The 21,652-nt window shown below is 54.9% G+C and carries 22 protein-coding genes and 1 tRNA gene; 7 read left to right on the top strand and 16 right to left on the bottom strand.

All coding sequences use genetic code 11. The annotated features are described in order from the left end of the window. Positions 1–824 (top strand): LysR family transcriptional regulator (locus tag TA5113_RS11170; RefSeq protein WP_082638117.1); only part of this gene is annotated, 824 nt, incomplete at its 5' end. 62 nt (positions 825–886) lie between these two features. Here the strand turns inward: TA5113_RS11170 and TA5113_RS11165 are convergent. The 11 genes from TA5113_RS11165 to TA5113_RS11115 all read right to left on the bottom strand — a co-directional run bounded on the left by TA5113_RS11165 (position 887) and on the right by TA5113_RS11115 (position 13,067). Beyond that, positions 887–1,975 (bottom strand): alpha-hydroxy acid oxidase, encoded by a 1,089-nt coding sequence (locus TA5113_RS11165; RefSeq protein WP_058314918.1) that lies wholly within the window; start codon positions 1,973–1,975, stop codon positions 887–889. Next, positions 1,975–2,529 (bottom strand): sulfopyruvate decarboxylase subunit beta, encoded by a 555-nt coding sequence (comE, locus tag TA5113_RS11160; protein ID WP_058314919.1) that lies wholly within the window; start codon positions 2,527–2,529, stop codon positions 1,975–1,977. Before comE ends, TA5113_RS11165 begins: the two co-directional genes overlap by 1 nt. Next, positions 2,526–3,032 carry a thiamine pyrophosphate-binding protein gene (locus TA5113_RS11155; protein ID WP_058314920.1) on the bottom strand — a complete coding sequence of 169 codons (507 nt, stop codon included), beginning with the start codon at positions 3,030–3,032 and terminating at the stop codon, positions 2,526–2,528. The genes comE and TA5113_RS11155 overlap by 4 nt, the downstream gene beginning before the upstream one ends. Before the next feature lie 12 nt (positions 3,033–3,044). Continuing rightward, positions 3,045–3,455 (bottom strand): universal stress protein, encoded by a 411-nt coding sequence (locus tag TA5113_RS11150; protein WP_058314921.1) that lies wholly within the window; start codon positions 3,453–3,455, stop codon positions 3,045–3,047. 12 nt (positions 3,456–3,467) lie between these two features. Then, the gene (locus TA5113_RS11145; RefSeq protein WP_058314922.1) at positions 3,468–4,463 is read right to left on the bottom strand and encodes an alcohol dehydrogenase catalytic domain-containing protein; all 996 of its coding nucleotides are present in this window, start codon (positions 4,461–4,463) and stop codon (positions 3,468–3,470) included. Further along, complete coding sequence (locus TA5113_RS11140; protein ID WP_058314923.1) at positions 4,460–5,218, bottom strand: SDR family NAD(P)-dependent oxidoreductase; 759 nt, start codon at positions 5,216–5,218, stop codon at positions 4,460–4,462. Before TA5113_RS11140 ends, TA5113_RS11145 begins: the two co-directional genes overlap by 4 nt. Next, entirely contained in the window at positions 5,211–6,518 is a 1,308-nt protein-coding gene (hisD, locus tag TA5113_RS11135; protein ID WP_058314924.1) for a histidinol dehydrogenase, read from the bottom strand. Before hisD ends, TA5113_RS11140 begins: the two co-directional genes overlap by 8 nt. 26 nt (positions 6,519–6,544) lie before the next feature. Further along, a complete protein-coding gene (locus TA5113_RS11130; protein ID WP_058314925.1) occupies positions 6,545–7,591 on the bottom strand; it encodes a DUF475 domain-containing protein in 1,047 nt (348 codons plus the stop codon). 3 nt (positions 7,592–7,594) lie between these two features. Beyond that, positions 7,595–10,069, bottom strand: a complete 2,475-nt coding sequence (locus tag TA5113_RS11125) for a TRAP transporter large permease subunit (RefSeq protein WP_058314926.1) — start codon at positions 10,067–10,069, stop codon at positions 7,595–7,597. A gap of 162 nt (positions 10,070–10,231) precedes the next feature. Next, a complete protein-coding gene (locus tag TA5113_RS11120) occupies positions 10,232–11,326 on the bottom strand; it encodes a TRAP transporter substrate-binding protein (protein ID WP_058314927.1) in 1,095 nt (364 codons plus the stop codon). Positions 11,327–11,465: 139 nt separating this feature from the next. Then, positions 11,466–13,067: a GMC family oxidoreductase gene (locus TA5113_RS11115; protein ID WP_058314928.1), complete on the bottom strand. Its 1,602-nt coding sequence runs from the start codon at positions 13,065–13,067 to the stop codon at positions 11,466–11,468. Between the two features lie 108 nt (positions 13,068–13,175). On the opposite strand from TA5113_RS11115, the gene TA5113_RS11110 reads away from it, so the two are divergent. Then, positions 13,176–13,937 (top strand): IclR family transcriptional regulator, encoded by a 762-nt coding sequence (locus TA5113_RS11110; RefSeq protein ID WP_058314929.1) that lies wholly within the window; start codon positions 13,176–13,178, stop codon positions 13,935–13,937. A gap of 151 nt (positions 13,938–14,088) precedes the next feature. Here TA5113_RS11110 and TA5113_RS11105 read toward each other — a convergent pair. Together TA5113_RS11105 and TA5113_RS11100 are read right to left on the bottom strand one after the other, a co-directional pair. Beyond that, positions 14,089–14,164, bottom strand: a tRNA-Ala gene (locus TA5113_RS11105). Between the two features lie 98 nt (positions 14,165–14,262). Next, the gene (locus TA5113_RS11100) at positions 14,263–14,583 is read right to left on the bottom strand and encodes a TIGR02300 family protein (RefSeq protein WP_058314930.1); all 321 of its coding nucleotides are present in this window, start codon (positions 14,581–14,583) and stop codon (positions 14,263–14,265) included. Positions 14,584–14,689: 106 nt separating this feature from the next. Here TA5113_RS11100 and TA5113_RS11095 point away from each other — a divergent pair, with 106 nt between their 5' ends. Both TA5113_RS11095 and TA5113_RS11090 read left to right on the top strand, forming a co-directional pair. Then, positions 14,690–15,391 carry a M48 family metallopeptidase gene (locus TA5113_RS11095; protein ID WP_058314931.1) on the top strand — a complete coding sequence of 234 codons (702 nt, stop codon included), beginning with the start codon at positions 14,690–14,692 and terminating at the stop codon, positions 15,389–15,391. Positions 15,392–15,439: 48 nt separating this feature from the next. After that, positions 15,440–16,090: a GntR family transcriptional regulator gene (locus TA5113_RS11090; protein ID WP_058314932.1), complete on the top strand. Its 651-nt coding sequence runs from the start codon at positions 15,440–15,442 to the stop codon at positions 16,088–16,090. Positions 16,091–16,100: 10 nt separating this feature from the next. Here the strand turns inward: TA5113_RS11090 and TA5113_RS11085 are convergent, their stop codons facing one another. Both TA5113_RS11085 and TA5113_RS11080 read right to left on the bottom strand, forming a co-directional pair. Next, the gene (locus TA5113_RS11085; protein WP_058314933.1) at positions 16,101–17,063 is read right to left on the bottom strand and encodes an acetyl-CoA carboxylase carboxyltransferase subunit alpha; all 963 of its coding nucleotides are present in this window, start codon (positions 17,061–17,063) and stop codon (positions 16,101–16,103) included. 59 nt (positions 17,064–17,122) lie between these two features. Then, the gene (locus TA5113_RS11080) at positions 17,123–17,716 is read right to left on the bottom strand and encodes a LysE family translocator (RefSeq protein WP_058314934.1); all 594 of its coding nucleotides are present in this window, start codon (positions 17,714–17,716) and stop codon (positions 17,123–17,125) included. A gap of 72 nt (positions 17,717–17,788) precedes the next feature. On the opposite strand from TA5113_RS11080, the gene TA5113_RS11075 reads away from it, so the two are divergent. Continuing rightward, a complete protein-coding gene (locus TA5113_RS11075; protein ID WP_058314935.1) occupies positions 17,789–18,241 on the top strand; it encodes an Lrp/AsnC family transcriptional regulator in 453 nt (150 codons plus the stop codon). A gap of 90 nt (positions 18,242–18,331) precedes the next feature. Here the strand turns inward: TA5113_RS11075 and TA5113_RS11070 are convergent, their stop codons facing one another. Further along, positions 18,332–19,291 (bottom strand): L-malyl-CoA/beta-methylmalyl-CoA lyase, encoded by a 960-nt coding sequence (locus TA5113_RS11070; protein WP_058314936.1) that lies wholly within the window; start codon positions 19,289–19,291, stop codon positions 18,332–18,334. Between the two features lie 297 nt (positions 19,292–19,588). On the opposite strand from TA5113_RS11070, the gene dgcN reads away from it, so the two are divergent. Both dgcN and dgcA read left to right on the top strand, forming a co-directional pair. Beyond that, positions 19,589–20,590 carry an N-acetyltransferase DgcN gene (dgcN, locus tag TA5113_RS11065; protein WP_058315743.1) on the top strand — a complete coding sequence of 334 codons (1,002 nt, stop codon included), beginning with the start codon at positions 19,589–19,591 and terminating at the stop codon, positions 20,588–20,590. Positions 20,591–20,679: 89 nt separating this feature from the next. Next, a complete protein-coding gene (gene dgcA, locus TA5113_RS11060) occupies positions 20,680–21,645 on the top strand; it encodes an N-acetyl-D-Glu racemase DgcA (RefSeq protein WP_058315744.1) in 966 nt (321 codons plus the stop codon). Positions 21,646–21,652: the final 7 nt, after the last annotated feature.

Here is a 21,652-nt window from a genome sequence, read left to right as displayed (position 1 = left end):
CACCCGCCGTGACGTCTGCGCGTATCTCGCAGCTCGAAGAGCACCTCAGTGTACGATTGTTCCAGCGCACCACAAGAAGTTTGACGCCCACAGAGCAAGGGCGCGTCTTCTACCAGGGGGCCTGTGGCGTTTTAGAAGCGGTCGATAACGCCGAGGCAGATGTTGCGGACCTTACAGACAATCCGAAAGGGTCGCTGTTCGTTGCTGCGCCGCTTGGTGTGGGCCGGCGCCTTATTGCTCCGCATGTGCCTGATTTTATAAATGAATACCCTGCTGTTTCGGTGCGCTTGCGTTTGACCGACCGTAAAATCGATTTGACCACTGAGGGTTTGGATCTGTCCTTCTTTCTTGGTCAGCCTGAAGACAGCAATTTGCGCATTCGCAAGATCGCAGACATTGAACGAGTGCTCTGCGCTGCGCCGAGCTATATCAAGGCGAGGGGCAGACCAAGATCAGGCACAGAGATCATTGAAGCCGGTCATGAATGCCTCAGCCTGCGTTATCCCGGCACAAAAGAGTTTCAGTGGCCTTTAATGACTGAGGCAGGTGTGAAGCGCTTTCAAGTGTCCGGGAGATACGAATCTGACGACGGCGATGTCCTGACGGACTGGGCACTGGCTGGAAACGGTATTGTGATGAAACCGATGTTTGAGGTCGCCCGTCATATCGAAGAAGGGCGTTTGGTGGTTGTCGGAGAAATGACACCGCCGGAGCCTGTTCAAATGGCTTGCCTCTATACACATCGGCGTGGGCAGGATCCTAAGACGCGCCTCTTTATGGAATTTATGATTGAGCGGATTGAGCGGGCGGTGCAGACGGTCTAGCGGCGTCTTGCAACATGGAATTTGGTTCCCCTTAGGAGCGGCTGAATGCTTAACGGCTCTTTTTACGGGGTCTCTGTTAGTCCAACCATTGCCATCGCACTGGACAGCTCCGTTTCGAGAACGCCCCAAAGTTGGCGCAAACCTTCTTCGCCATTTGCAGCAATTGCGAATTGCAAAATGCGCCCCAAGAAAACAAAATCAGCGCCGGTTATCAGCGCTTTCAAAATATCTTCGCCAGAACGAATGCCGCTGTCTAAGAGAACCGGATAATCCGCACCGAGTTCTTGGCGAATGGCGGGCAACGCTTGGATCGGGGAGGGGCTGCTAGAAAGCTGCCGGGCTCCGTGGTTGGACACTTGAACCCCATCTACGCCATGGTCTTTCAATGCTTTTGCGTCCTCAGGATCCAGCACGCCTTTGACGACAAGTTTGCCCGGCCAGCGATCGCGTAACGCCCTTAGAGTTTCCCAATTTGCTTTGGCGCGGCTCTCTGTGCGGTCAAACTCAAATCCTTCCATGAGGAAATTGGCCATGTCGGGACGCCCGGCCAACAATGTGCTTAGCGACCAGCGGGGATGCATCGCAAAGTCAAAGACCTGACGATGGCCCATGCGAAACGGCATGGTGAAGCCATGGCGTAACTCTCTCGGGCGACGGCCGACCTCTGGGACATCCACCGTAAGAACCAAAGTTTGATAACCGGCAGCTTTCGCTCGATCGACAAGCTTGAATGTCCTTTGCCCATCGCCGCTGAAATAGAGCTGAAACCAAGCATTGCCCTCGGCTTCTTCAATCATTTGCTCCAGTGGGGTGGAGGCCACGGTCGACACACCAAGAGGCACTTTTTTCTCCGCCGCGAGTCGGGCCAGCATCAAGTCAGCGCCGGGTGCCGAAAGATTGCACATGCCCATTGGGGCGATGCCAAATGGGCACTTTGTTTTCACGCCGAACAAGTTTGTGACGATGGACCTCTCACTGACATCTCGCAAAATTTTCGGAGTGAGGGTGATGGCGTCTAAAGCGTTTCGATTACGTCTAGCACCTGTTTCATTGCCAGCTGCGCCGTCAATATAATCAAATACCATCCACGGCAGTCGGCGCTTGGCAATGCGCCGCGCGTCTTCTGCTGAGTGGATGGTGCGCGAGGACATCAGCTAGCGACAGCCTTCATGAAGCGATCCCGGATGACGACTGGGTCCATTGTAATGACAGGCATCTTGGCATTGCCGCTGTCACATTTCACGACCATCACAGTTCCTTTCCCGCTATCAATTGCTGCCTGCAGGGCTGTACCTGTGTCCACGTCCTGTACCTCGACGACATTCTCGCAGCCAGCCGCGCGCGCCATTGCAACCAAGTCCGTCTTCATACTGGTATATGTCGGCTGGTCACCGGTGGATCCGTAAGACCCATTGTCGATGATCATCAGAATATAATTGTCGGGGCAATTGTTGCCGATGGTGGGCAGGGTACCCAAGTTGGTCAGGATCGATCCATCGCCGTCAATCACGATGACTGTCTTCGGCTGTGCTAAGGCCAAGCCAAGGCCAATTGAGGAAGCCAAACCCATGGTTCCAAGCATGTAAAAGTTTGTAGGCTGGTCGTCGATCGCATGCAGTTCTTGTGAAGGTATGCCGATATTACAGACCACCAGTTGATCACGCAGGATCGGGGCGATGTCTCTTAGGATTTCTGAACGGATCATTGGTCGCCATAGCCTCCCCAGAAATTCGCATCCGTTAGGATCGCGACGGGTTTGTTGCACATGAAAGTGTATTTCAGGATGTTGTCGAACTCTTCCACATCGCTTTGCCAGTGGAAGTGGTATGTGGGGATATGCATCTGCGCCAAAAGCGCCTTTGTGTGGACCGCCATTTCCACCTGACAAGCGACCGGCTCGCGCAGTTCCCCTCGGTAAGAAATGATCATCGGTAGCGGCATGCGGTAGTATTGGATCAACGTCGCAAGGGTGTTGATCGTGACCCCAATTGCGGTGTTTTGCATGATGATGGCCGGACGTTTCCCCCCCATCCATGCGCCAGCGCACAACCCCATTCCTTCATCTTCTTTGTTACTTGGAATGTGAAAGATGTCGCTGCGTTGATCGATCTCTTCGATCACCCCTGCCAATTGTTTGCATGGCACAGTGGTGACGAAAGACACATCATTGGCCGCCAGATCGTCGGCAATGCGTTTGTCGATATTCATTTTACCTTCCTTTTATGTGTCGCGATGGACGTGAACGGCGCATGGAGCGTGGCGCACGACTCGGGCTGCGGTCGAGCCAATGAGGTAGTCCGTCAGCCCGGGCTTATGTGAACCGATAACGATGCAGTCGAAGCTATGTTCCATGGCGTAGCGGGTGATCGCATGGTGGGCTTGGCCACGTGTGATTTCCGCCTTGACGCCCGGCATATCAGCCACTTTCTTTTCCAAAAGATTGCGGGCTGCCTGAAACCCGCGCTCGACAGTATCCTCGCCGATGTAAACGCTGACCGATCCCTTGGGGACTTCAAACACATGCAGCGCCGTGATCTCGCCGTCCTCAGCACAATTCGCTTTGGCGATAGCCAGTGTGTGTGGCGAAATACCGTGGTCCAACGCCATTGGAACAAGAACCTTTTTGTACATGGACCTTTCCTTTCAGGTTTGGCTGGGGGGACCCCAGGGGGTGAGAATAATCTTTGGAGCCGCTGACCGACCAGCACGCATGTCTTTGAATGCGGTTGATCCGTCTTCTAGAGCACGAGTCTCTAACCAGTCGAGCGCGCCCAACCGTCCATCAAACATGGCTTGGGTGGCATCGCGAAAGTCCTGCTCGGTGTAGGTATAGGTGCCGATAAAACTGATCTCTTGCAGTGTCAGTCTGCGAATATCTAAGCCGCCGTCATTGTCGCCGAGACCCACATGCACAATCACACCACCTGGTTGCGCCAATTCGGATGCGGCTGCGCGCGTCGCATTGAAGCCGACTGCGTCGATCACTATTGGTGCAGATTTTGTGGGCGCTTCATGTGCATCTAGCCCGTACTGGTTTCTAAGATACGCGCGGCGCTGGGCATTGGGCTCCGATATCTGAATTTCTGTTATTCCCATAGCGGTGAGTGCCAGAGTTGCCGCGAGCCCGATTGCGCCTCCGCCGATCACAAGCGCTTGCCGATCCATGGAAGGGTGCAAAGCCTCCAGCGCGACACGCGCTGCATGCCAGCTCACAGAAATCGGCTCTGCAAGCGCGGCCTTTTCCAAGGAGAAGCTGTCGGGCACGGGGATGAGGTTTGATTCTGGCATCGAAACGAATTGCGCGAATGCCCCTTCGCGCGGGGGCATCGAAATGATCTGGCGGTCAGGGCACAGATTGGTACGGCCTGATCGGCAATAAGAGCAGGTTCCACAAGTCACCAGTGGGTTAATAGTGACCCGACGCCCTTTCCATGGACCATCCTCAACGACCCCAGCGGCCTCATGCCCGAGGGTGAGCGGAGCGGGGCGGCGTTCATCGTGACCGAGATACGCATGGATATCTGACCCGCATATCCCAACGGCGTGAATGCGAACCAGATGCTCTCCGTCTTTGACGGTCGGCACCGGAACATCCCGCATTTCAAGTCTTTCAACACCTTCGTAAACAAGAGCTTTCATTTTGCTGTGAAACCTCCGTCGACCATCAAGACTTGCCCGGTGACATAGGCGGATGCGTCGGAGCACAAGAAAAGAAGAGGGCCGTCGATATCCTCAAGACGCCCATTGCGACCGACGCATGTTTGCGCTGCGTTGCGCGCGGAACGGTCCGGGTCATCAAAGACCGCTTGGGTCAGTTCGGTTGGGAAAAATCCGGGTCCAATGGCATTGGCAGTGATACCGTCGCTAGACCAAGCTTCCGCCATAGCGCGGGTCATTTGACCCACGCCTGCTTTGCTAGCGCCATAGGCGATACCACCGGGAAAAGCGCGGGTGGTCTGCAGTGAAGCAAAGTTGACAATACGGCCCCAGCCTTTCTGCTTCATCGCGGGCACCAGCGCTTGCGACAAGAAAAAAGGAGCTGACAGATTGAGGTCGAGTGTTTGATCCCAACCATCACGGGTGACTTCATCAGCTGATTGGCGTGTATTTATGCCAGCTGCATGCACGACGATATCAGGCGCTCCAAAAGGCGCTTCAATTCGCGAGACCAGATCAGCGAAACCATCACGATCAGTCACATCAGCAGCGACATGCGCGCCTTGTCCCATATCGGCAACAAGGCTTTGAAGGTCGCTCTCGCGGCGCGCGATAGCAATCACCTTCGCGCCAGCAGCGCTCAGCACCTCAGCAGAACGCCGACCAAGGCCACCGCTGGCACCGGTCACGACCGCGACACGCCCGGTCAGGTCAAAGAGATCGCGCGGGTCAGCCATTGGCGGTCAGATCAAACTCTTCGTCAGGGAAATATTTTGCCAATCGCACATCGGCTGCGCGAGCGTGTCCTTCCATGCCTTCAAGACGCGAGATACGGGCCGTTGCTTCAGCCACCTGTTTTGAGCCCTCGCGGCTGGCGCGCTGCCACGTGACAATCTTCATGTATTTGTGGACGCTCAACCCACCCGTATAGCTCGCAGCTCCAGAAGTCGGCAGAACGTGGTTTGTTCCTGCTGCCTTGTCACCATAGGAGACGGTTGTCTCTTCTCCCAAGAACAGCGAGCCGTAGCATTTCAAGCGGCTGAGCCACCAATCTAGATCATCAGCTTGGACGGTCAGGTGTTCTGGGGCGTAGTCGTCAGACGTGGCCGCCATTTCTTCGCGATCTGCACAGACGATAACCTCGGCATAGTCGCGCCACGCGGCTTCTGCGTTTTCGCGGTTAAGTTCTGGGAGATCTGCAATTAGATCGGGAACACGCGCCAAAACATCCCGTGCCAGCGGTTCGTGATCTGTTACCAACCAAACCGGAGAGTTGTATCCATGCTCGGCTTGCGACACCAAATCCGTCGCAACAATATGCGCGTCGGCACCTTTGTCAGCAAGGATCAGGCTGTCAGTGGGACCCGCGATCATGTCGATGCCGACACGGCCATATAGACTCCGCTTTGCTTCGGCCACGAACTGGTTGCCCGGACCGACGATAATATTGGCTTTGGGCTGCCCAAAAAGGCCAAAGGCCATAGAGGCGACACCTTGAACGCCTCCGAGAGCCATGATCTTGTTGGCGCCGCAAGCGTGTGCCGCAAAGACAATTGCGGGATTCAGTCCTTCGCCGGGCTGTGGGGCCGATGACACTGTAATATGTTCGCAACCCGCTACTTTGGCGGTGGTGACGGTCATGATCGCGCTTGCGATATGACGGTACCGACCGGCAGGGACGTAGCAACCAGCAGCGGAAACTGGGATCGCTTTTTGACCAGCAATCAGGCCTGGATTGATCTCGTATTGGACATCTGCAACCGTGCCTTTTTGGACTTCCGCAAAACGGCGCACGTTGTCATGCGCAAAAAGAATATCGTCTTTGAGCTTTTGCGGGACCTTCGCGCAGGCGGCTTCGATCTCCTCCGGAGTTAGCTCTACATTGCCAACATATTTGTCGAATTTCGCGGCATATTCCAAAGCCGCCTCTTCGCCACGTTGCTCGATGTCAGCGAGGATATCTGCGACGGTCTTGGCTGTTTCACCCGCATCCGAACGGGCGGTCAGTGGCGCTTTTTTCAAATAGGTACGTGCCATTCAAAAACCTTTCTTAGGGTGATGAGCTATGCTGCGTGTTTGTTGTGTCGGATCGATGCGTAGAAAGCCAACCCGATCAGTGCCATGCCGATACCGCCGGTGATGAGTTCATGAACATGGGTCAGAGATTGCAGGAACATGATAACCGAGAGGGCGAAAATCGAATAGAAAGCGCCGTGTTCGAGATAGCGGAACTCGGCCAGAGTACCGCGTTCAACGAGCATGATTGTCATAGAGCGCACATACATCGCGCCAATGCCAAGACCGATTGCGATGAGCAGAATGTTTGTTGTCAGGGCAAAAGCACCGATCACGCCATCAAAGGAGAAACTTGCGTCTAGAACTTCGAGATAGAGGAACGCCCCAAGGCCACCCTTTGCCCCAATCTCCGCGGTTTTGCCCGCGATATTGTCCAGATAAGTGCCCAACCCATCGACCATGGTGAATACGAGTAGCCCCATGATCGCAGAGGTTAAGAAAATTCCCTGATCGTGCTCGGGAATAGATCTGCAGATCAGAAGCACAATCACGAGAACAAAGGCGATCTCAAACCCACGGATTGATCCCCAAATGCGTAGGCGTCTCTCTAGCATTTCAATCCAGTCGATGGACTTGTCTTCATCAATGAAGAACTTCAGTGCAACCATCATTAGGAACGTGCCGCCAAATGCGGAGATTGGCCCATGGGCGTGACCGATGATTTCCGAGTATTTGTCCGGGTCTGTCAGAGCCAGATGCATTGCCGCAAAGGGGTTGATCCAAGCAAAGATTGCGACAATCGCCAGCGGGAAGACAATCCGCATGCCAAAGACGGCGATCAAGATGCCCCAAGTTAAGAACCTACGCTGCCAAACCGGGGTCATCTCTTCCAGCTTGTTGGCGTTTACGATGGCATTGTCAAAGGACAGCGCGATCTCCAGCGCCGCCAAAACTGTGCCGACGACTAAGAAAGAGACGAGCCCAGGGATGGTTCCCGTTGTCGCCCAGCCAAGCCAGCCCGACAAGCCAAGCCCGATAACGGTGACGACCAGCGGCCATTTCAAATAGGACAGCGTGTTGCGTTGTGCGCTCATTTGTTAATTCCCTGACATGACGGCGGGTAGCCAAAGGACGAGTTGTGGGAAGAGGAACAGAAGGATCAAGCCGAACAGCTGAACCAACATGAACTGCATCATGCCCAAGTAGATGTCCTTTAGGTCCCAATTCGGCACCACGCCTTTGAGGAAGTAGGCCGACAGCGCCACCGGTGGCGAAAGCCATGCGGTTTGTAGATTAACCGCCACAAGAATACCGAACCAAACCATGAGGTCGTAGCGATCCAGCCCGTAGATATCGAGCTTCTCCACAGTGGGCAGCAAGATCGGGACGACGATCAGTACGATTGGCACCCACTCCAGAGGCCAGCCCAACAAGAAGATCAGCGCCATAACCAGCAGCAAGATCAGGTAAGGCGACAGCTCGAGTCCCAGCAGGATCTCTGTCATCATCTTTGGTGTGCCAAGGGCCGAGAACTGCGCTCCAAAGAAATTGGATGCGGCCACCAGGAACATGATTAGGACGGTGATTTCCAGCGCCTTGATCAGGCTGTCAAAGAAGCTTGGAATGGTGAACTTGCGGTAGGCGACCGACAGAAGGATCGCACCAAATGCACCCATTGCCGCGGCTTCCGCCGGTGTTGCCAGGCCCAACAAGATCGACCCCAAAGCGAAGGAGATCAGGATGGTCGGTGGCATCAATCCAGCAAAGAATTCGTCCCACAGCTGTGAGAAATAGAACCCTTCGTCGGCGTCTTTGCCATAGATCGGGCGGGCCAATACCGCGAGCAGGATCGTGAACGCCGCGAAGATGATGGACCAGATTGGCAAACCTCCATCCGTACTCATATTCGCGAAGATCATGAAGATGTGGAACAGGACTGCGATGGGCAGAACAATGCGTAGAACACTGACGTTCCGGTAAGCCCTGTGAGCGATCAGCAGCGTGATACCAAGCACGATTAGGCCGCCGAATGGGACGATGCTACCCAAGCTTCCGCTCAAGCTGATGCCAAAGACACGACAGATGGTGAGAATGCCAAGGCAAATCAACGCAACCTCTGCACCGTAGTATTTGGACGTATCAGGCTGATCCTCTTCTGCCAGAACGGGACCCAGCTCTGGGTTCAGCCAGCAGCGACCCAGCGTGTAAAGCAGGTAGAGTGATGCGAGTAGCGCGCCGGGAATGAAGGCCCCGCGGAACAGATCCAATGTGGAAACTTCCAACACAGGACCCATTACGATCAACATGATCGATGGTGGGATCAGAATACCCAATGTACCGCCAGCCGTGATCGTCCCAGCCGCCAATTTCACGTCATAGCCTGACCGGCTCATCGTCGCGCCGGCCATAATCCCTAGCAGTGTCACAGATGCGCCAACGATACCTGTCGCTGCCGCGAAGATCGTCGAGACGATCAAAACAGCGATGAACAGTGCACCACGGACGCGGGCCATGATCATTTGGATGGATGCGAAGAGACGCTCCATCAAACCCGCGGCCTCCATCACGATGCCCATCAGCACGAACAATGGCACCGCCATCAGCTGATCATTCAGCATGGTGGAGTTTGTGTTCAGTGTCATCAGAAGGGTCGTGAGTTTGAAATTCGCACCCCAGATGCCAAACACGAAGCCAAGGAAAACCAGCGTGAAAGAGATCGGGAAACCGATGAAGATCACGAACAGCATTGCCCCGAGCATGATCAGGCCAATGGTTGGCTTAGACAGGCTTGGCCGCGCTTTCATGAGTTCGGTGAACCACTCGCCACCCGGCACAATATCGGGTGCGAATACTGCGAGCATCAGCCAGACAAAGACGATGACGTAGATCGGCAGAAGCCGTACAAAGAAGCGTTCGCGTTCTTTGCCCATTTTGTGGAAGGCGCGGAATATTTCCGGAATACCCTGCAGAAACAATAGGAAACCACCGATTGGCATAGCGATACGTGCAGGCCAAAGGATCGGTTGCCACGCACTATCAAGCGCCATGGTTTCACCGGTTGTGAACGCAAGCCACCAGAATTGGGATGCAACAACTGTGAACAGCGCCATCGAAGGTAAAAAGAACAGCAGATATAGGGACGCGTCGACGGTTGCTTGCGTCTTATCTGACCAATTGCGGTAAAGGAAATCCGCCCGGATATGAACACCGCGCATCAACCCGTAACCCGCGGCGGCCATAAAGAGCATACCGGCGATCATTCGGCTGGTGTCATAGACCCAAAGCGTTGGACCAAGGCCAAGGGCGCGGGCGAAATCCTCAAATCCTGCATCTTGCAGGATCGCAAAGGAATTCCGCATGAACACTTCGTAGACCACGACCGCAATGAGCGGCACCATCATGAGGGCAATGACCTGACCCGCGCGATGGTTAATGACGTCAATGGCGGCGGTGATTGGGCGCTGCCAAGCTGTCATGTCTTCGGGTGTTTCTCCCGGCGCTTCAGCGCGCCGCTCCGCGATCAACTCGTCAGCAATCTCGAGTTCATCTGGGTTTACCTCATCTGTGGCCATACCCTATCTCCCCTCTCTCCCTGGTCGATAAACGCCCTTTACGGGTGCTCATTTTGGGTAAGGGTCAACTGAGTGTTGGCCCTTGCCAAAAATGGCGAAGTTGTCGTGACGTTTGATCGGTGTCGTGCGGCACCGAATTTAAGGCGCCGCACGTTTCACTTGTTACTTCAGCGTCGCCGCATGAGCGCGACCTAGACCTGCGTTTGAGGTCTGTGCACCGGCCCAGAATGGCACCGCAATGTCAGCAAAGTCTTTTTGGGACTGCCAAACCTCGGCGAAGAATTCATCCTCATCCGCCGCTGCTTGCAGTGCTTTTTTCGCTGCTGCCATGTACTCGGTAAAGTAGTCCTGAGGCGTGTCCTCAAGGATGACACCGTGGTTTTCGGTAAGATCCTTCAGCGCCTTGCCGTTTTCATAGATACGGTAAGACAGGGACTTGCTCAGGGATGCATTTGCTGCAACGTCCAGCGCCATCTGCTCTTGTTCAGTCAGGCTGTCATAGAAATCACGGTTCACATACATGTCCGCGTTCACAGTCACCTGGTGCAGGCCTTGCAGATAGTAGTGCTTCAGGACCTTCTGGAAGCCAAACACGGAGTCAGGCTTTGGGCAGCACCATTCCGCTGCGTCGATGGTGCCTTTTTCCAAGGCTGGCAGAATGTCACCGCCGCCCATTGCGACCGCTGGGACACCGATGTCCGCGTATGCTGCGCCAACCATACCTGGAGGAGCGCGGAAACGCATCTGACGGAAGTCATCCATGGATTCAATTGGTTTCGGGAACCAACCCAACGCTTCTGGACCTACCGGCTGCAACATGAAGCCTTTGACGTTCACGCCCATCTCGTCCCAAAGACGATCATAAAGCTCTTTACCGCCGCCGTATTGGAACCAGCTGAGGAACGCGATGTTGTCTAGGCCAACACCCGCACCGGCGACTGGCGCACCAAAGAGGTTTGCAGCGACGTGCTTGCCGCCCCAATAGTGCGTCCAAGCAAAGCCACCTTCGACCAGACCGGCGTCAACCGCGTCCATGATGTCGCGAGGGCCAACAACGGCACCCGCCGGCAACACTTCAATGGTTAGCGACCCACCGGTCAGCGCGGCTACGTCCTTGCCGAACTCGTTCAGCATGAACACCTCATCGGCAGTGATAGGCAAAACCGATTGGATGCGAAGCACCTTCTCGGCCATTGCCGTGGTCGCCATCAGCGCCAAGGCAGTTGCGCCCGCCGCTATATGTTTGAACTTAAGCATTTATTCTCCTCCCTTGAGATAAAGCCTTCTGTCTTCTTTTTGGCGTTTGCGAGGCCGAAGGCACTGCCCCGAAAGTATTGAGATCGGCTTGCCGATCTAAATTGTGTGCCGAGATCCGGCATCTTGTGCTGCTCGCGCGTCATGATCTTGCGTCCTCCAACACAAGATCGGCGGCCTTTTCGCCGATCATGATACAGGGCGCGTTGGTATTGCCGCTGACGATCTGCGGCATGATGGATGCGTCCGCCACCCGCAGCCCATTAACGCCTTTGACCTTTAACCGAGGGTCAACGACGGCCATGTCATCGACACCCATTTTGCAGGTGCCGGTTGGGTGATAGATCGTCACCGCTGTGCGGCGCGCCCAATCCAGCGTGCCCTGTTCGTCATCCATCGCAATGTCAGAACCGGGCGCATGTTCTTCCGTGATATGCGCCTTAAGCGGGTCTGTTTGAGCGATCTTGCGAGCGATCTGGATGCCCTTAACGATGGTAGTGCAATCCAAATCGGTCGCCAGGTAGTTCGGATGTATTTCCGGATGGTCGTCCATGTTCGCAGAGCGCAGCGACAAATGTCCTGCGCTTTCAGGGCGCAGCTGCAAGACTGACGCCGTAAAGGCGGAAAACTTGTGCGGGCCATCGGCCGGCTTATCCGCGCTCCAAGGTTGGATGTGGAACTGAATATCTGGGGTTTCCAATTGATCGTCGGTCTTAAGGAAACCGGTGCCCAGGCTTGCGGCCATTGTCATAGGCCCGCGCTGGGTCAACGCGTATTGCATCGCCATCATACCTTTTTTGAAGATGCTATTCGCTTCGGTATTGATGGTGCTGAGATTGGTCTTGTAGACCGGACGTGCCTGAAGATGGTCCTGGAGGTTCTTCCCAACACCGGAAAGCGCCGACCGGACCTCGATCCCGTGGGGTTTCAGCTCTTCAGGGTCCCCGATCCCGGAAAGCATGAGAATCTGGGGTGACCCAATCGCGCCTGCACTCAGGATCACTTCCTTGCGGGCGTGAATATCCTCCATCGCGCCATTGCGCTTGATACGAATGCCAGTTGTGCGCCCATCTTCGATGAGTACTTTTTCGGTCTGCGCATCTGTGATGATTGTTAAGTTCTGGCGGTGCTTCACGGGGTTCAGGTAAGCAACTGCAGAAGAGCATCTGCGGCCTTTGCGCATGGTGAGCTGGAAATACCCAACGCCTTCTTGGTCTTCTCCGTTATAGTCTGACGTGCGCCTGTATCCTGCGGTTTCGGCAGCATCGATCCAAGTGTCCACGACTTCGCGAGTCAAACGGCTGTCTTGTACGGACAGAGGTCCATCGGTGCCACGCACGTCGTTTGAGTGGTCTCCATGCCAGGTTTCTGAACGCTTGAAGAGCGGTAGAACACTGTCCCACGCCCAGCCTGTGCAGCCGAGTTGTGCCCAATGGTTATAGTCTTCAGGCTGCCCCCGAACATAAAGCAGACCGTTGATCGAACTCGAACCTCCAAGCACGCGACCGCGCGGCCATGAAATAGCGCGCCCGGCAATACCTGGGTCCTGTTCTGTCATATACATCCAGTCGGAACGGGGATTGCCCATCGTGCGGAAGTATCCCACCGGAACATGGATCCAAGGATTGCGATCCGCAGGCCCCGCTTCAATCAGCGCAACCGTGAACCGATCATCTGCACTCAGACGATTTGCAAGTGCGCAACCAGCCGATCCAGCTCCAACAATGACGAAGTCGAACTTCATATTTCCTCAATTATCAAAAAATGAGACTTTAGGTCTCGAATTTGGTAAAAAATGACGTTACAGTGATTCGTGGAAAATCCACCATCTTTTTTTACGAAGGGGGCTTAATTGCCGGATTCTGATCGCATCCCAACCAATCTGCGCACGCTTTTGATCCTGGAAATTCTAGGGAAAAGTGATCTGCCGATGACAGCGACACAGATTAACGAAGAACTTGGGTTGCCAAAACAGACCGTTCACAGATTGTGCGTGACGCTCGAGGAGAACGGGTTTCTGACACGCCCCGGCAATGCCAAAAAATACCAAGTTGCCCGGCGTCTTCGTGAAATGGGATCTGGGTTGCTTTACAATTCAAGAGATCACGTGGCGCGCCACCAAATTCTGAAACAGGTGTCTGAATGCGTCGGTGAAACCGTCAACTACGCAGCGCCGGGCAATACCGGGATGCATTATTTGGATCGCGTGGAAACCGACTGGCCCTTTCGAGTTCAGCTTCCGATCGGCACAAGCGTACCCTTCCATTGCACGGCGAGCGGTAAATCTTTTCTGGCAAGTCTCGCACAGAAAAAACGTGAAGCGCTGGTAAACTCGCTTGCGCTGGAAAGTATGACCCAATTTACACTCGATACACCGGAGCGCCTACTTGAGGAACTCAGTCAGATCCGCAAGCAAGGATACGCGCTTGATCAGCAAGAGTTTATCGAAGGAATGGTTGCAATAGCGGTCCCGGTTTTGGATACGCAAGGACGTTACATTGCCAGCATCGCTTACCACGGGCCTTCACAGCGGGTGTCTTTGACTGAGGCTATTGAGCGCAAAGATATCCTTTTAACTGCAGCGCAGAATCTCAGCTCAGCCCTGTTTTTGTAATCCAGTCTGCTGAAGTCAGACGTTGCAAGGCCACAGTAAGTGGAAGCGCCTTAGCGACAATTGCTGCTGTAGAATCTCACAGACAAAGTCGCCAAATGCAATTTCTCTGACCGAACATGCAGAACCATGTGATCATTTTCAATTGGAAAATTGGTGGAGCCTAGGGGGATCGAACCCCTGACCTCTACAATGCCATTGTAGCGCTCTCCCAGCTGAGCTAAGGCCCCAAATTTGCCAGATGATTTTGCTATTCGGCGTTCATCTGTGCGCGCCTAATTAGGCATTTCATTGGGCGGGATCAAGTGGAAATCCCGCCCGAATGAGATCAATCGTCGTTATCGTCCGCTGGAACATCTGCGATGTCGTCGAGGGAAACGTTATCGTCGTCGTCCTCGTCCAACACATCATCGTCCAGATCGATATCTACATCATCATCCTCAAGCACTTCCGCATCATCTGCGGTTGCTGCTTTGGCTTTCAATGTCGCCGCATCTTCATCATCTGCAGCAATCATGCGGCTCTTGCCGCTGTCCATCTCAACCACCTCACCGGTGTAAGGGCTGACGATTGGATCTTTGTTCAGGTCGTAAAAACGCTTGCCAGTTGTCGGGCACAGGCGCTTTACGCCCCATTCTTCTTTGGGCATGGGAATCCCCCTAAATCACGTGAGTCTTGTCGACAGTTCGCGCCAAGTGCCATATGTGACGGGGCAAGTCAAAGGGTAACGCATAATCCGATGCGTTGAGGGTGCAATGACACAACATTTTCTGCCAATTGGTCCAAATGGAGAGCCCCAAATTGAGGTTCACTTGCGCCGCAGCAAGCGGGCGCGACGGATCAGTTTGCGGGTCTCTCGCCTGGATGGGCGTGTCAGCCTGACTTTGCCCCAGCGCGTGCCAGAGAAAGAGGGTCTGGCCTTTGTGGCGCAGAAGGCCGATTGGGTTCGGTCGCAGTTATCCGATCTCCCAGGCGAGATTTTGGTGGATCTAGGGGCATCGATCCCGTTTCAAGGCGAGCTGCTTGATATCGCGCTGGGCAGTGCCAAAACCGTTTCGATAGAAAGCGACATGCTTTTGGTGCCCTCGGGCCGCAAGGCCGTCGGTCGTCAGGTCGAAGCGTTCTTAAAATTGCAAGCGCGGGAGCGTCTGGTTGCGGCTTCGGATCGCTATGCGCAGGCTTTGGGGCGCCCCTATAGCAAATTCACCTTGCGTGATACCCGGTCTCGCTGGGGGTCCTGCACATCGGCCGGCGGTTTGATGTATTCTTGGCGCCTGATCATGGCGCCGGAAGAGGTGCTAAACTACGTGGCAGCCCATGAGGTGGCGCATCTGGATCAGATGAACCACTCCCCAAAATTCTGGGCACTCGTCGAGCGTCTTTATGGACCCTTCCAAGCGGAAAGGCGTTGGCTGAAGCAGCATGGCGAAAAGTTGCATCGCTATCGCTTCGCTTAAGCCACTTTCGCGATTGACCTCCGGCTTTTTTGTGATCACATTCTTTGAATGCTGCAAAATCAAAAGCCACAAGACTACGCCACATCCGCCCATGACCGTGTCTATCGCGGATTGCGATCAAGGATCATGCACGGAGAGATTCTGCCCGGACATGCGTTGACACTTCGAGGGATTGGATCTGAGTTCGGCGTGTCTATGACACCTGCAAGAGAAGCGGTTCGGCGTTTGGTCGCCGAGGGCGCATTAACTCTTTCAAGCTCGGGCAGGGTTGCGACCCCGGAACTTACAAATGATCGCATCGAAGAGCTTGCGGCCCTGCGTGCGCTGATCGAAGTCGAACTGTCCAGCCGGGCGCTCCCGCGTGCGCACATGGCTTTGATTGATCGATTGCAGGCCATCAATAACTCGGTCGCTGAACGGGTCGCGCAGAAAGATGCGGTTGGATATATTCGCGCCAATCTTGATTTTCACCGCGCGCTATATCTGCGTGCCCAAGCGCCTGCGATGCTTGCAATGGCGGAAACCGTTTGGCTGCAAATGGGGCCAACGATGCGTCAACTCTACGGCAAATTGCGCCGGTCCGAGCCGCCGCACTATCATCGTTTGATTATTGCAGCACTAAAGGCTGGGGATGAGCCCGGTCTTCGACTTGCGGTCAGGTCTGATGTGACAAACGGGTTGCGTCTGCTGGCGTCCTAAAGGACTCGCTTTACGCGGCGAGACCTTTGCTGCCCAGATCCATGAACTTCTGGCGGCGGGACTTGATGACGTCCTCGCGGCTCAGACCATCCACCTCTTTCAGCATTTCAGCGATGGCGTTGCCGACAGCTTCGATCGCTTGGTCGCGGCCACGATGCGCGCCACCCAGAGGTTCGGTGATGCTGCGATCCACGACACCCAGTTGTAGGAGATCACCAGCGGTCAGACGCAGTGCTTCCGCCGCTTCACGCATCTTGTTGGCGTCTTTCCAAAGGATAGATGCGCAACCTTCTGGCGTGATCACGGAGTAAACAGAATGCTCTAGCATTGCGAGCTTGTTGGCTGTTGCCAGCGCAACCGCGCCACCGGAACCACCTTCGCCAATGATCACAGAGATCACCGGGACGCCTACTTGCAGGCACTTTTCTGTGCTGCGGGCGATGGCTTCGGACTGGCCGCGCTCTTCCGCGCCTTTGCCAGGGTATGCGCCCGGCGTGTCCACGAGCGTGACAATCGGGATGCCAAATTTGTCGGCCATCTCCATTAGGCGGATCGCCTTACGATAGCCTTCAGGACGGGCCATGCCGAAATTGCGTTCGATACGTGACTTGGTGTTGTTGCCCTTTTCCTGACCAATCACCATCACTGGCTGATCGTTAAACCGCGCCAAACCGCCCATAACCGCATGGTCATCGGCAAAATTCCGGTCGCCGGCGAGGGACGTGTATTCGGTGAACAGTGCTTTGATGTAATCTTCGCAATGGGGGCGATCCGGGTGCCGCGCCACCTGGCATTTCCGCCATGGAGTCAGGGTTTGATACAGCTCTTCCAAAAGTTCGCTGGCCTTTTTGTCCAGCGCAGCCGCCTCGTCAGAGACATCCATTTCCTCATTTTGCCGCGCCATGGCCCGAAGTTCTTCGGCTTTGCCTTCAATCTCGGCCAGCGGTTTTTCAAAATCGAGGTAGTTGGTCATTGTTCACTCCGCGCAATCCTGCGTTTCGCTATATGACCCTACGTGCAGACAATTGCAACTCATGCTGTCAGGCTGGGGATAAGAGAAATGACCAAGAGCGCGGCCATCGTCCAGTTAAAGACCGTTAGGCGGCGCGGGTTGCTCAGGATAACGCGCAGCTTTTGACCCAGAATCGTCCAAGTGCTGACGGTCGGGAGGTTGATCCCTCCAAAGACGATGGCGACCAGCAGTACAGATAGAAGCTCGCGACCCGGTGCATAGAGCGTGATCGCCGACAGCGCCATGGTCCAAGCCTTGGGGTTCACCCACTGGAATAGCGCCGCTTGCGTGAATGTCATAGGTTTCGCGCCTGCACTCATGCCTTCGGGGCTTGCCGAATGTGCGATCTTCCAGGCCAGCCATAACATATACGCTGCGCTGAGCACTTTCAGGATCAGATAACTGGGCGGCCAAGCATCAAACAGCTGCATCAGCCCTGCGCCCACCAACATCACCATAATTGTAAAGCCGATCCCAATTCCAAGCATATGTGGGATCGTGCGAACGAAGCCGAAATTTGCCCCGGAGGCCAGCAACATCATGTTGTTTGGGCCTGGGGTGATCGACGTGACGAAGGCGAATGCGACAAGGGCGGTGAGGATTTCAATGGTCATTTCGCAATCATGAGGGATAAATAGCCGTGTTGGGTTGCGTTTTGGTGTTCATTTTAGATAGTTTCGCAATCAATGGCGAAAAATGATGAAATAAACGATCATATATTGCGAGAGCTGGCTCGCGATGGCCGGATGAGCAATCTTGAATTAGCAGATCGCGTGGGTCTGTCGCCTTCGGCATGTTTGCGTCGGGTGCAGGAGCTAGAGCGTGAGGGCGTGATCTCTGGTTATCGTGCGGTGCTTGATCGCGGGAAACGCGGGATTGGCTTTGTGGCTTACGTGACTGTTGGATTGAACCAGCACACAAAAGACGCTCAGGAAGCGTTTGAGCGGGCCATTTCGCGTGCCCCTGAAGTGATCGAATGCCACAACATAACGGGCGCAGTCGAATACCTATTGCGCGTCGAGGCGACTGACCTTGTGGCCTACAAAACGTTTCATACAGATGTGTTGGGTGTGCTGCCCCAGGTCCACTCGATCACCAGCTATGTGGTGATGGGGTCTCCGAAAGACCAGCGGAGTTAAGGCTGGCAACCCGGACAGAGAGCTTGCGTCCGGGTTGCCGGGGACGGGCAGGTCCTTAGGGAAAACGAACAGTGCCCGGGAAATTTGGTTTTAGCTTGCGGTGATCAGTTCGGCCTGTGCGACGATCACTTCGGCTTGTTTGATCGAGGCGATATCCACAAGGCGACCCTTGTAAACGGTTGCGCCTTCACCTTTTGCCTTTGCGTCTTCCATAGCTGCGAGGATTTCGCGTGCTTCTGCAACCGCTTCCTCGGATGGGGTGAAGACATCATTGGCCAATGCGATTTGTTTCGGGTGAATCGCCCATTTGCCGACCATGCCGAGCGTGGCGGAACGACGTGCCTGCGCGATGAAGCCGTCATCGTCAGAGAAGTCACCAAATGGCCCGTCGACCGGCAGGACGCCGTGGGTCCGGCAAGCGGCAACGATCTTGGCCTGTGCCCAATGCCAAGGGTCTGACCAATGACGGTTTTCACCCACTTGCATATAGTAGTTTTCCTGTGTGCCACCGATCCCGGTGGTTTGCATGCCCATGGAGGCTGCGAAATCGGCCGCGCCAAGGCTCATGGCTTGAAGGCGAGGAGAGGCAGCGGCAATTTCTTCCGCATGGGCGATGCCTGCCGCGGATTCGATGATCACTTCAAACGAGATTTTCTTTTTGCGACCTTTCGCGGCCTCAATAGCGGTGACCAATGCGTCGACTGCGTAAATGTCTTCGGCGCAGCCAACTTTTGGGATCATGATTTGATCCAAGCGCTCATCCGCTTGTTCCAAAAGATCTACGACATCGCGATACCAGTAAGGCGTGTCCAGACCGTTGATGCGCACAGAGATGTATTTGTTGCCCCAGTCGACGCTGCCAATCGCTTCGATGACATTTGCACGCGCTGAATCTTTGTCAGATGGTGCAACGGAGTCCTCAAGGTCAAGGTTGATCACGTCTGCACTGGAGGCGGCCATCTTCTCAAAGATCGCTGGACGAGAGCCTGGGCCAAACAACTGGCAGCGGTTTGGGCGGGCAGGCGCGGCGGGCTGGATGCGGAAGCTCATTTGGAATCCTTTGGGTAAGGAAGTTACAATTTGTGTTGCTTGATGGTTATTAAATTACGTTACTGGCTGCAATCATAAATTTCGCGTTCGCGGCAAAATTACGCTGCGTTGCGGCGATTTGCGCGACGTCGCAGATTCTTCGATAAGCTGAGCTTTGAGAGAAGAAAATTCGAATAAAGCCCAAAAAACAGAATATTCCTTCCAAAAAAGTCAGCAATAATGACGTGTTTGAGAGAAAATTCGGAAGATTTTGCTGAAATCTCCATGCGATTGGAATTTTATATCGGGAGCATGGCGATGATCGAGACACCATATCTGCTTTTCTTGGGCGATGCGCCCGACATGTTGGCTGCGAAAGTGGCCATTGGTATTCGCGACTGGCGTCCTGAAAACGCAGTAGGCCAAATCAGCCTGCCAGGTTGTGGCGCGGATTTGGGTATCACCGAAATGACTCTTCAAGAGGGTCTGGATGCTGGCGCAAAGACACTTGTTGTTGGTGTTGCCAACCGCGGCGGGGTGATCTCTGACACTTGGAAAGAAGTGCTCCTGAAAGCGATCGAGATGGGCTATGACATCGCATCCGGCCTGCACAATCTTCTGTCTGACGAGGGCGATTTGGTCGCGGCGGCGCTGATGCATGGTCGCACGCTGCACGACGTTCGCATTCCATCCGTTCAGTACCCGATCGCGAATGGCGTGAAGCGAACTGGTAAGCGTTGCTTGGCCGTCGGCACCGATTGTTCTGCGGGTAAGATGTACACAGCGATGGCGATGGATGCAGAAATGCAGAAGCGCGGTCTGAAGTCGACTTTCCGCGCGACTGGTCAAACAGGTATCTTGATCACTGGCTCCGGCGTGCCTCTGGACGCGGTCATCGCGGACTTCATGGCGGGTGCGGTTGAATATCTGACACCTGACAATGACGCAGACCACTGGGATTTCATCGAAGGGCAGGGCTCTTTGTTCCACGTGTCCTATTCTGGCGTGACCATGGCGCTGGTGCATGGTGGACAGCCCGATGCGCTGATCCTCTGCCATGAGCCAACACGGACTCACATGCGTGGTCTGCCGGGCTATTCTTTGCCAAGCCTGCAAGATCTGCGCGACGTTGCGTTACAGCTGGCACGCGTTGCGAACCCAGACTGTGTTGTGGCTGGCATCTCCATCAACACCCAGCACCTGTCTGATGATGAAGCGACCGCATATTGCGCGAAGGTAGAAGAAGAGATGGGTCTGCCAACCATCGACCCATACCGCCATGGCGCAGGCCGTCTTGTGGACGCCCTCGCTGCAATCTGATCTATAGACCCCGCCGGAGGTTCGCGCTGAAATGTGTGATGCCTCCGGCGGGGATATTTTTTGCCAAAAAGAAAGATGGGGGCGGGTTTTTGAAGGTCACCGTTTCAAAAGACGTTTTTAAGCTGGCGCAGGTTTTTACCATCTCGCGTGGGTCTCGTACGCAGGCTGAGGTTCTGACCGTTAAGATCGAAAAAGATGGTGTGACCGGCTGGGGCGAATGTGTGCCTTATGCGCGCTACAATGAGACGCTTGAGAGTGTCACCGCTGAGATTGACGCGCTGCCCGCAGACTTTAGCCGCGAAGAATTGCAGGGCTTGTTGCCCGCGGGTGCCGCAAGAAACGCTGTTGATTGCGCGCTTTGGGATTTGGAAGCGAAGATCGCAGGCAAACCTGTTTGGGAACTTGCGGGGTTGCCCAAACCGGAACCAGAAATCACCGCATACACGCTGTCGCTCGACACCCCTGAGAATATGCAAAAGCAAGCGGCGGAGAACGCACATCGCCCGCTCTTGAAGATTAAGCTTGGCACTGCCGACGATATGCCGCGGCTGCAAGCTGTGCGCGCAGGGGCACCAAAATCGACCATTATCGTGGATGCCAATGAGGGCTGGTCTGCTGAGGTTTATGCAGAGCTCGCGCCACATCTGGTGCGTTTGGGTGTTGAATTGGTTGAACAACCGCTGCCTTCCGGTGAGGACGAGGCTTTGATCGGTATGGAACGCCCGGTTCCCGTGTGCGCCGATGAAAGCTGCCATGATCGCACAAGCCTGCCGAAACTCACCGGCAAATACGATGTGGTGAACATCAAGTTGGACAAAACCGGTGGCCTCACCGAAGCGCTCAAACTTCGCGAAGAGGCGCTCGCAGCAGGTTACAAAGTCATGGTTGGCTGCATGGTTGGCTCGTCGCTCGCCATGGCTCCGGCCACGCTTGTGGCACAAGGCGCGATGATAACAGACCTTGACGGACCGCTGCTATTGGCCGAAGACCGCGATAACGCTTTGACATTTGACGCAGAGGGCGTTCATCCGCCTGTTCCTGCACTTTGGGGTTAAGGAGACC

The sequence above is a fragment of the Cognatishimia activa genome, assembly GCF_001458335.1.
Classification (GTDB): Bacteria; Pseudomonadota; Alphaproteobacteria; order Rhodobacterales; family Rhodobacteraceae; genus Cognatishimia; species Cognatishimia activa.
The sequence above is the reverse complement of the archived record's forward strand: the minus strand, read 5'-3'. Positions and strand labels throughout refer to the sequence as shown.

What these genes read in the sequence shown, in the direction of transcription:
- TA5113_RS11165 (WP_058314918.1), bottom strand. Translation starts at nt 1,975, where the DNA reads ATGTCCTCGCGCACCATCCACTCAGCAGAAGACGCGCGGCGCATTGCC.
- comE (WP_058314919.1), bottom strand. Translation starts at nt 2,529, where the DNA reads ATGATCCGTTCAGAAATCCTAAGAGACATCGCCCCGATCCTGCGTGAT.
- TA5113_RS11155 (WP_058314920.1), bottom strand. Translation starts at nt 3,032, where the DNA reads ATGAATATCGACAAACGCATTGCCGACGATCTGGCGGCCAATGATGTG.
- TA5113_RS11150 (WP_058314921.1), bottom strand. Translation starts at nt 3,455, where the DNA reads ATGTACAAAAAGGTTCTTGTTCCAATGGCGTTGGACCACGGTATTTCG.
- TA5113_RS11145 (WP_058314922.1), bottom strand. Translation starts at nt 4,463, where the DNA reads ATGAAAGCTCTTGTTTACGAAGGTGTTGAAAGACTTGAAATGCGGGAT.
- TA5113_RS11140 (WP_058314923.1), bottom strand. Translation starts at nt 5,218, where the DNA reads ATGGCTGACCCGCGCGATCTCTTTGACCTGACCGGGCGTGTCGCGGTC.
- hisD (WP_058314924.1), bottom strand. Translation starts at nt 6,518, where the DNA reads ATGGCACGTACCTATTTGAAAAAAGCGCCACTGACCGCCCGTTCGGAT.
- TA5113_RS11130 (WP_058314925.1), bottom strand. Translation starts at nt 7,591, where the DNA reads ATGAGCGCACAACGCAACACGCTGTCCTATTTGAAATGGCCGCTGGTC.
- TA5113_RS11125 (WP_058314926.1), bottom strand. Translation starts at nt 10,069, where the DNA reads ATGGCCACAGATGAGGTAAACCCAGATGAACTCGAGATTGCTGACGAG.
- TA5113_RS11120 (WP_058314927.1), bottom strand. Translation starts at nt 11,326, where the DNA reads ATGCTTAAGTTCAAACATATAGCGGCGGGCGCAACTGCCTTGGCGCTG.
- TA5113_RS11115 (WP_058314928.1), bottom strand. Translation starts at nt 13,067, where the DNA reads ATGAAGTTCGACTTCGTCATTGTTGGAGCTGGATCGGCTGGTTGCGCA.
- TA5113_RS11100 (WP_058314930.1), bottom strand. Translation starts at nt 14,583, where the DNA reads ATGCCCAAAGAAGAATGGGGCGTAAAGCGCCTGTGCCCGACAACTGGC.
- TA5113_RS11095 (WP_058314931.1), top strand. Translation starts at nt 14,690, where the DNA reads ATGACACAACATTTTCTGCCAATTGGTCCAAATGGAGAGCCCCAAATT.
- TA5113_RS11090 (WP_058314932.1), top strand. Translation starts at nt 15,440, where the DNA reads ATGCTGCAAAATCAAAAGCCACAAGACTACGCCACATCCGCCCATGAC.
- TA5113_RS11085 (WP_058314933.1), bottom strand. Translation starts at nt 17,063, where the DNA reads ATGACCAACTACCTCGATTTTGAAAAACCGCTGGCCGAGATTGAAGGC.
- TA5113_RS11080 (WP_058314934.1), bottom strand. Translation starts at nt 17,716, where the DNA reads ATGACCATTGAAATCCTCACCGCCCTTGTCGCATTCGCCTTCGTCACG.
- TA5113_RS11075 (WP_058314935.1), top strand. Translation starts at nt 17,789, where the DNA reads ATGGCGAAAAATGATGAAATAAACGATCATATATTGCGAGAGCTGGCT.
- TA5113_RS11070 (WP_058314936.1), bottom strand. Translation starts at nt 19,291, where the DNA reads ATGAGCTTCCGCATCCAGCCCGCCGCGCCTGCCCGCCCAAACCGCTGC.
- dgcN (WP_058315743.1), top strand. Translation starts at nt 19,589, where the DNA reads ATGATCGAGACACCATATCTGCTTTTCTTGGGCGATGCGCCCGACATG.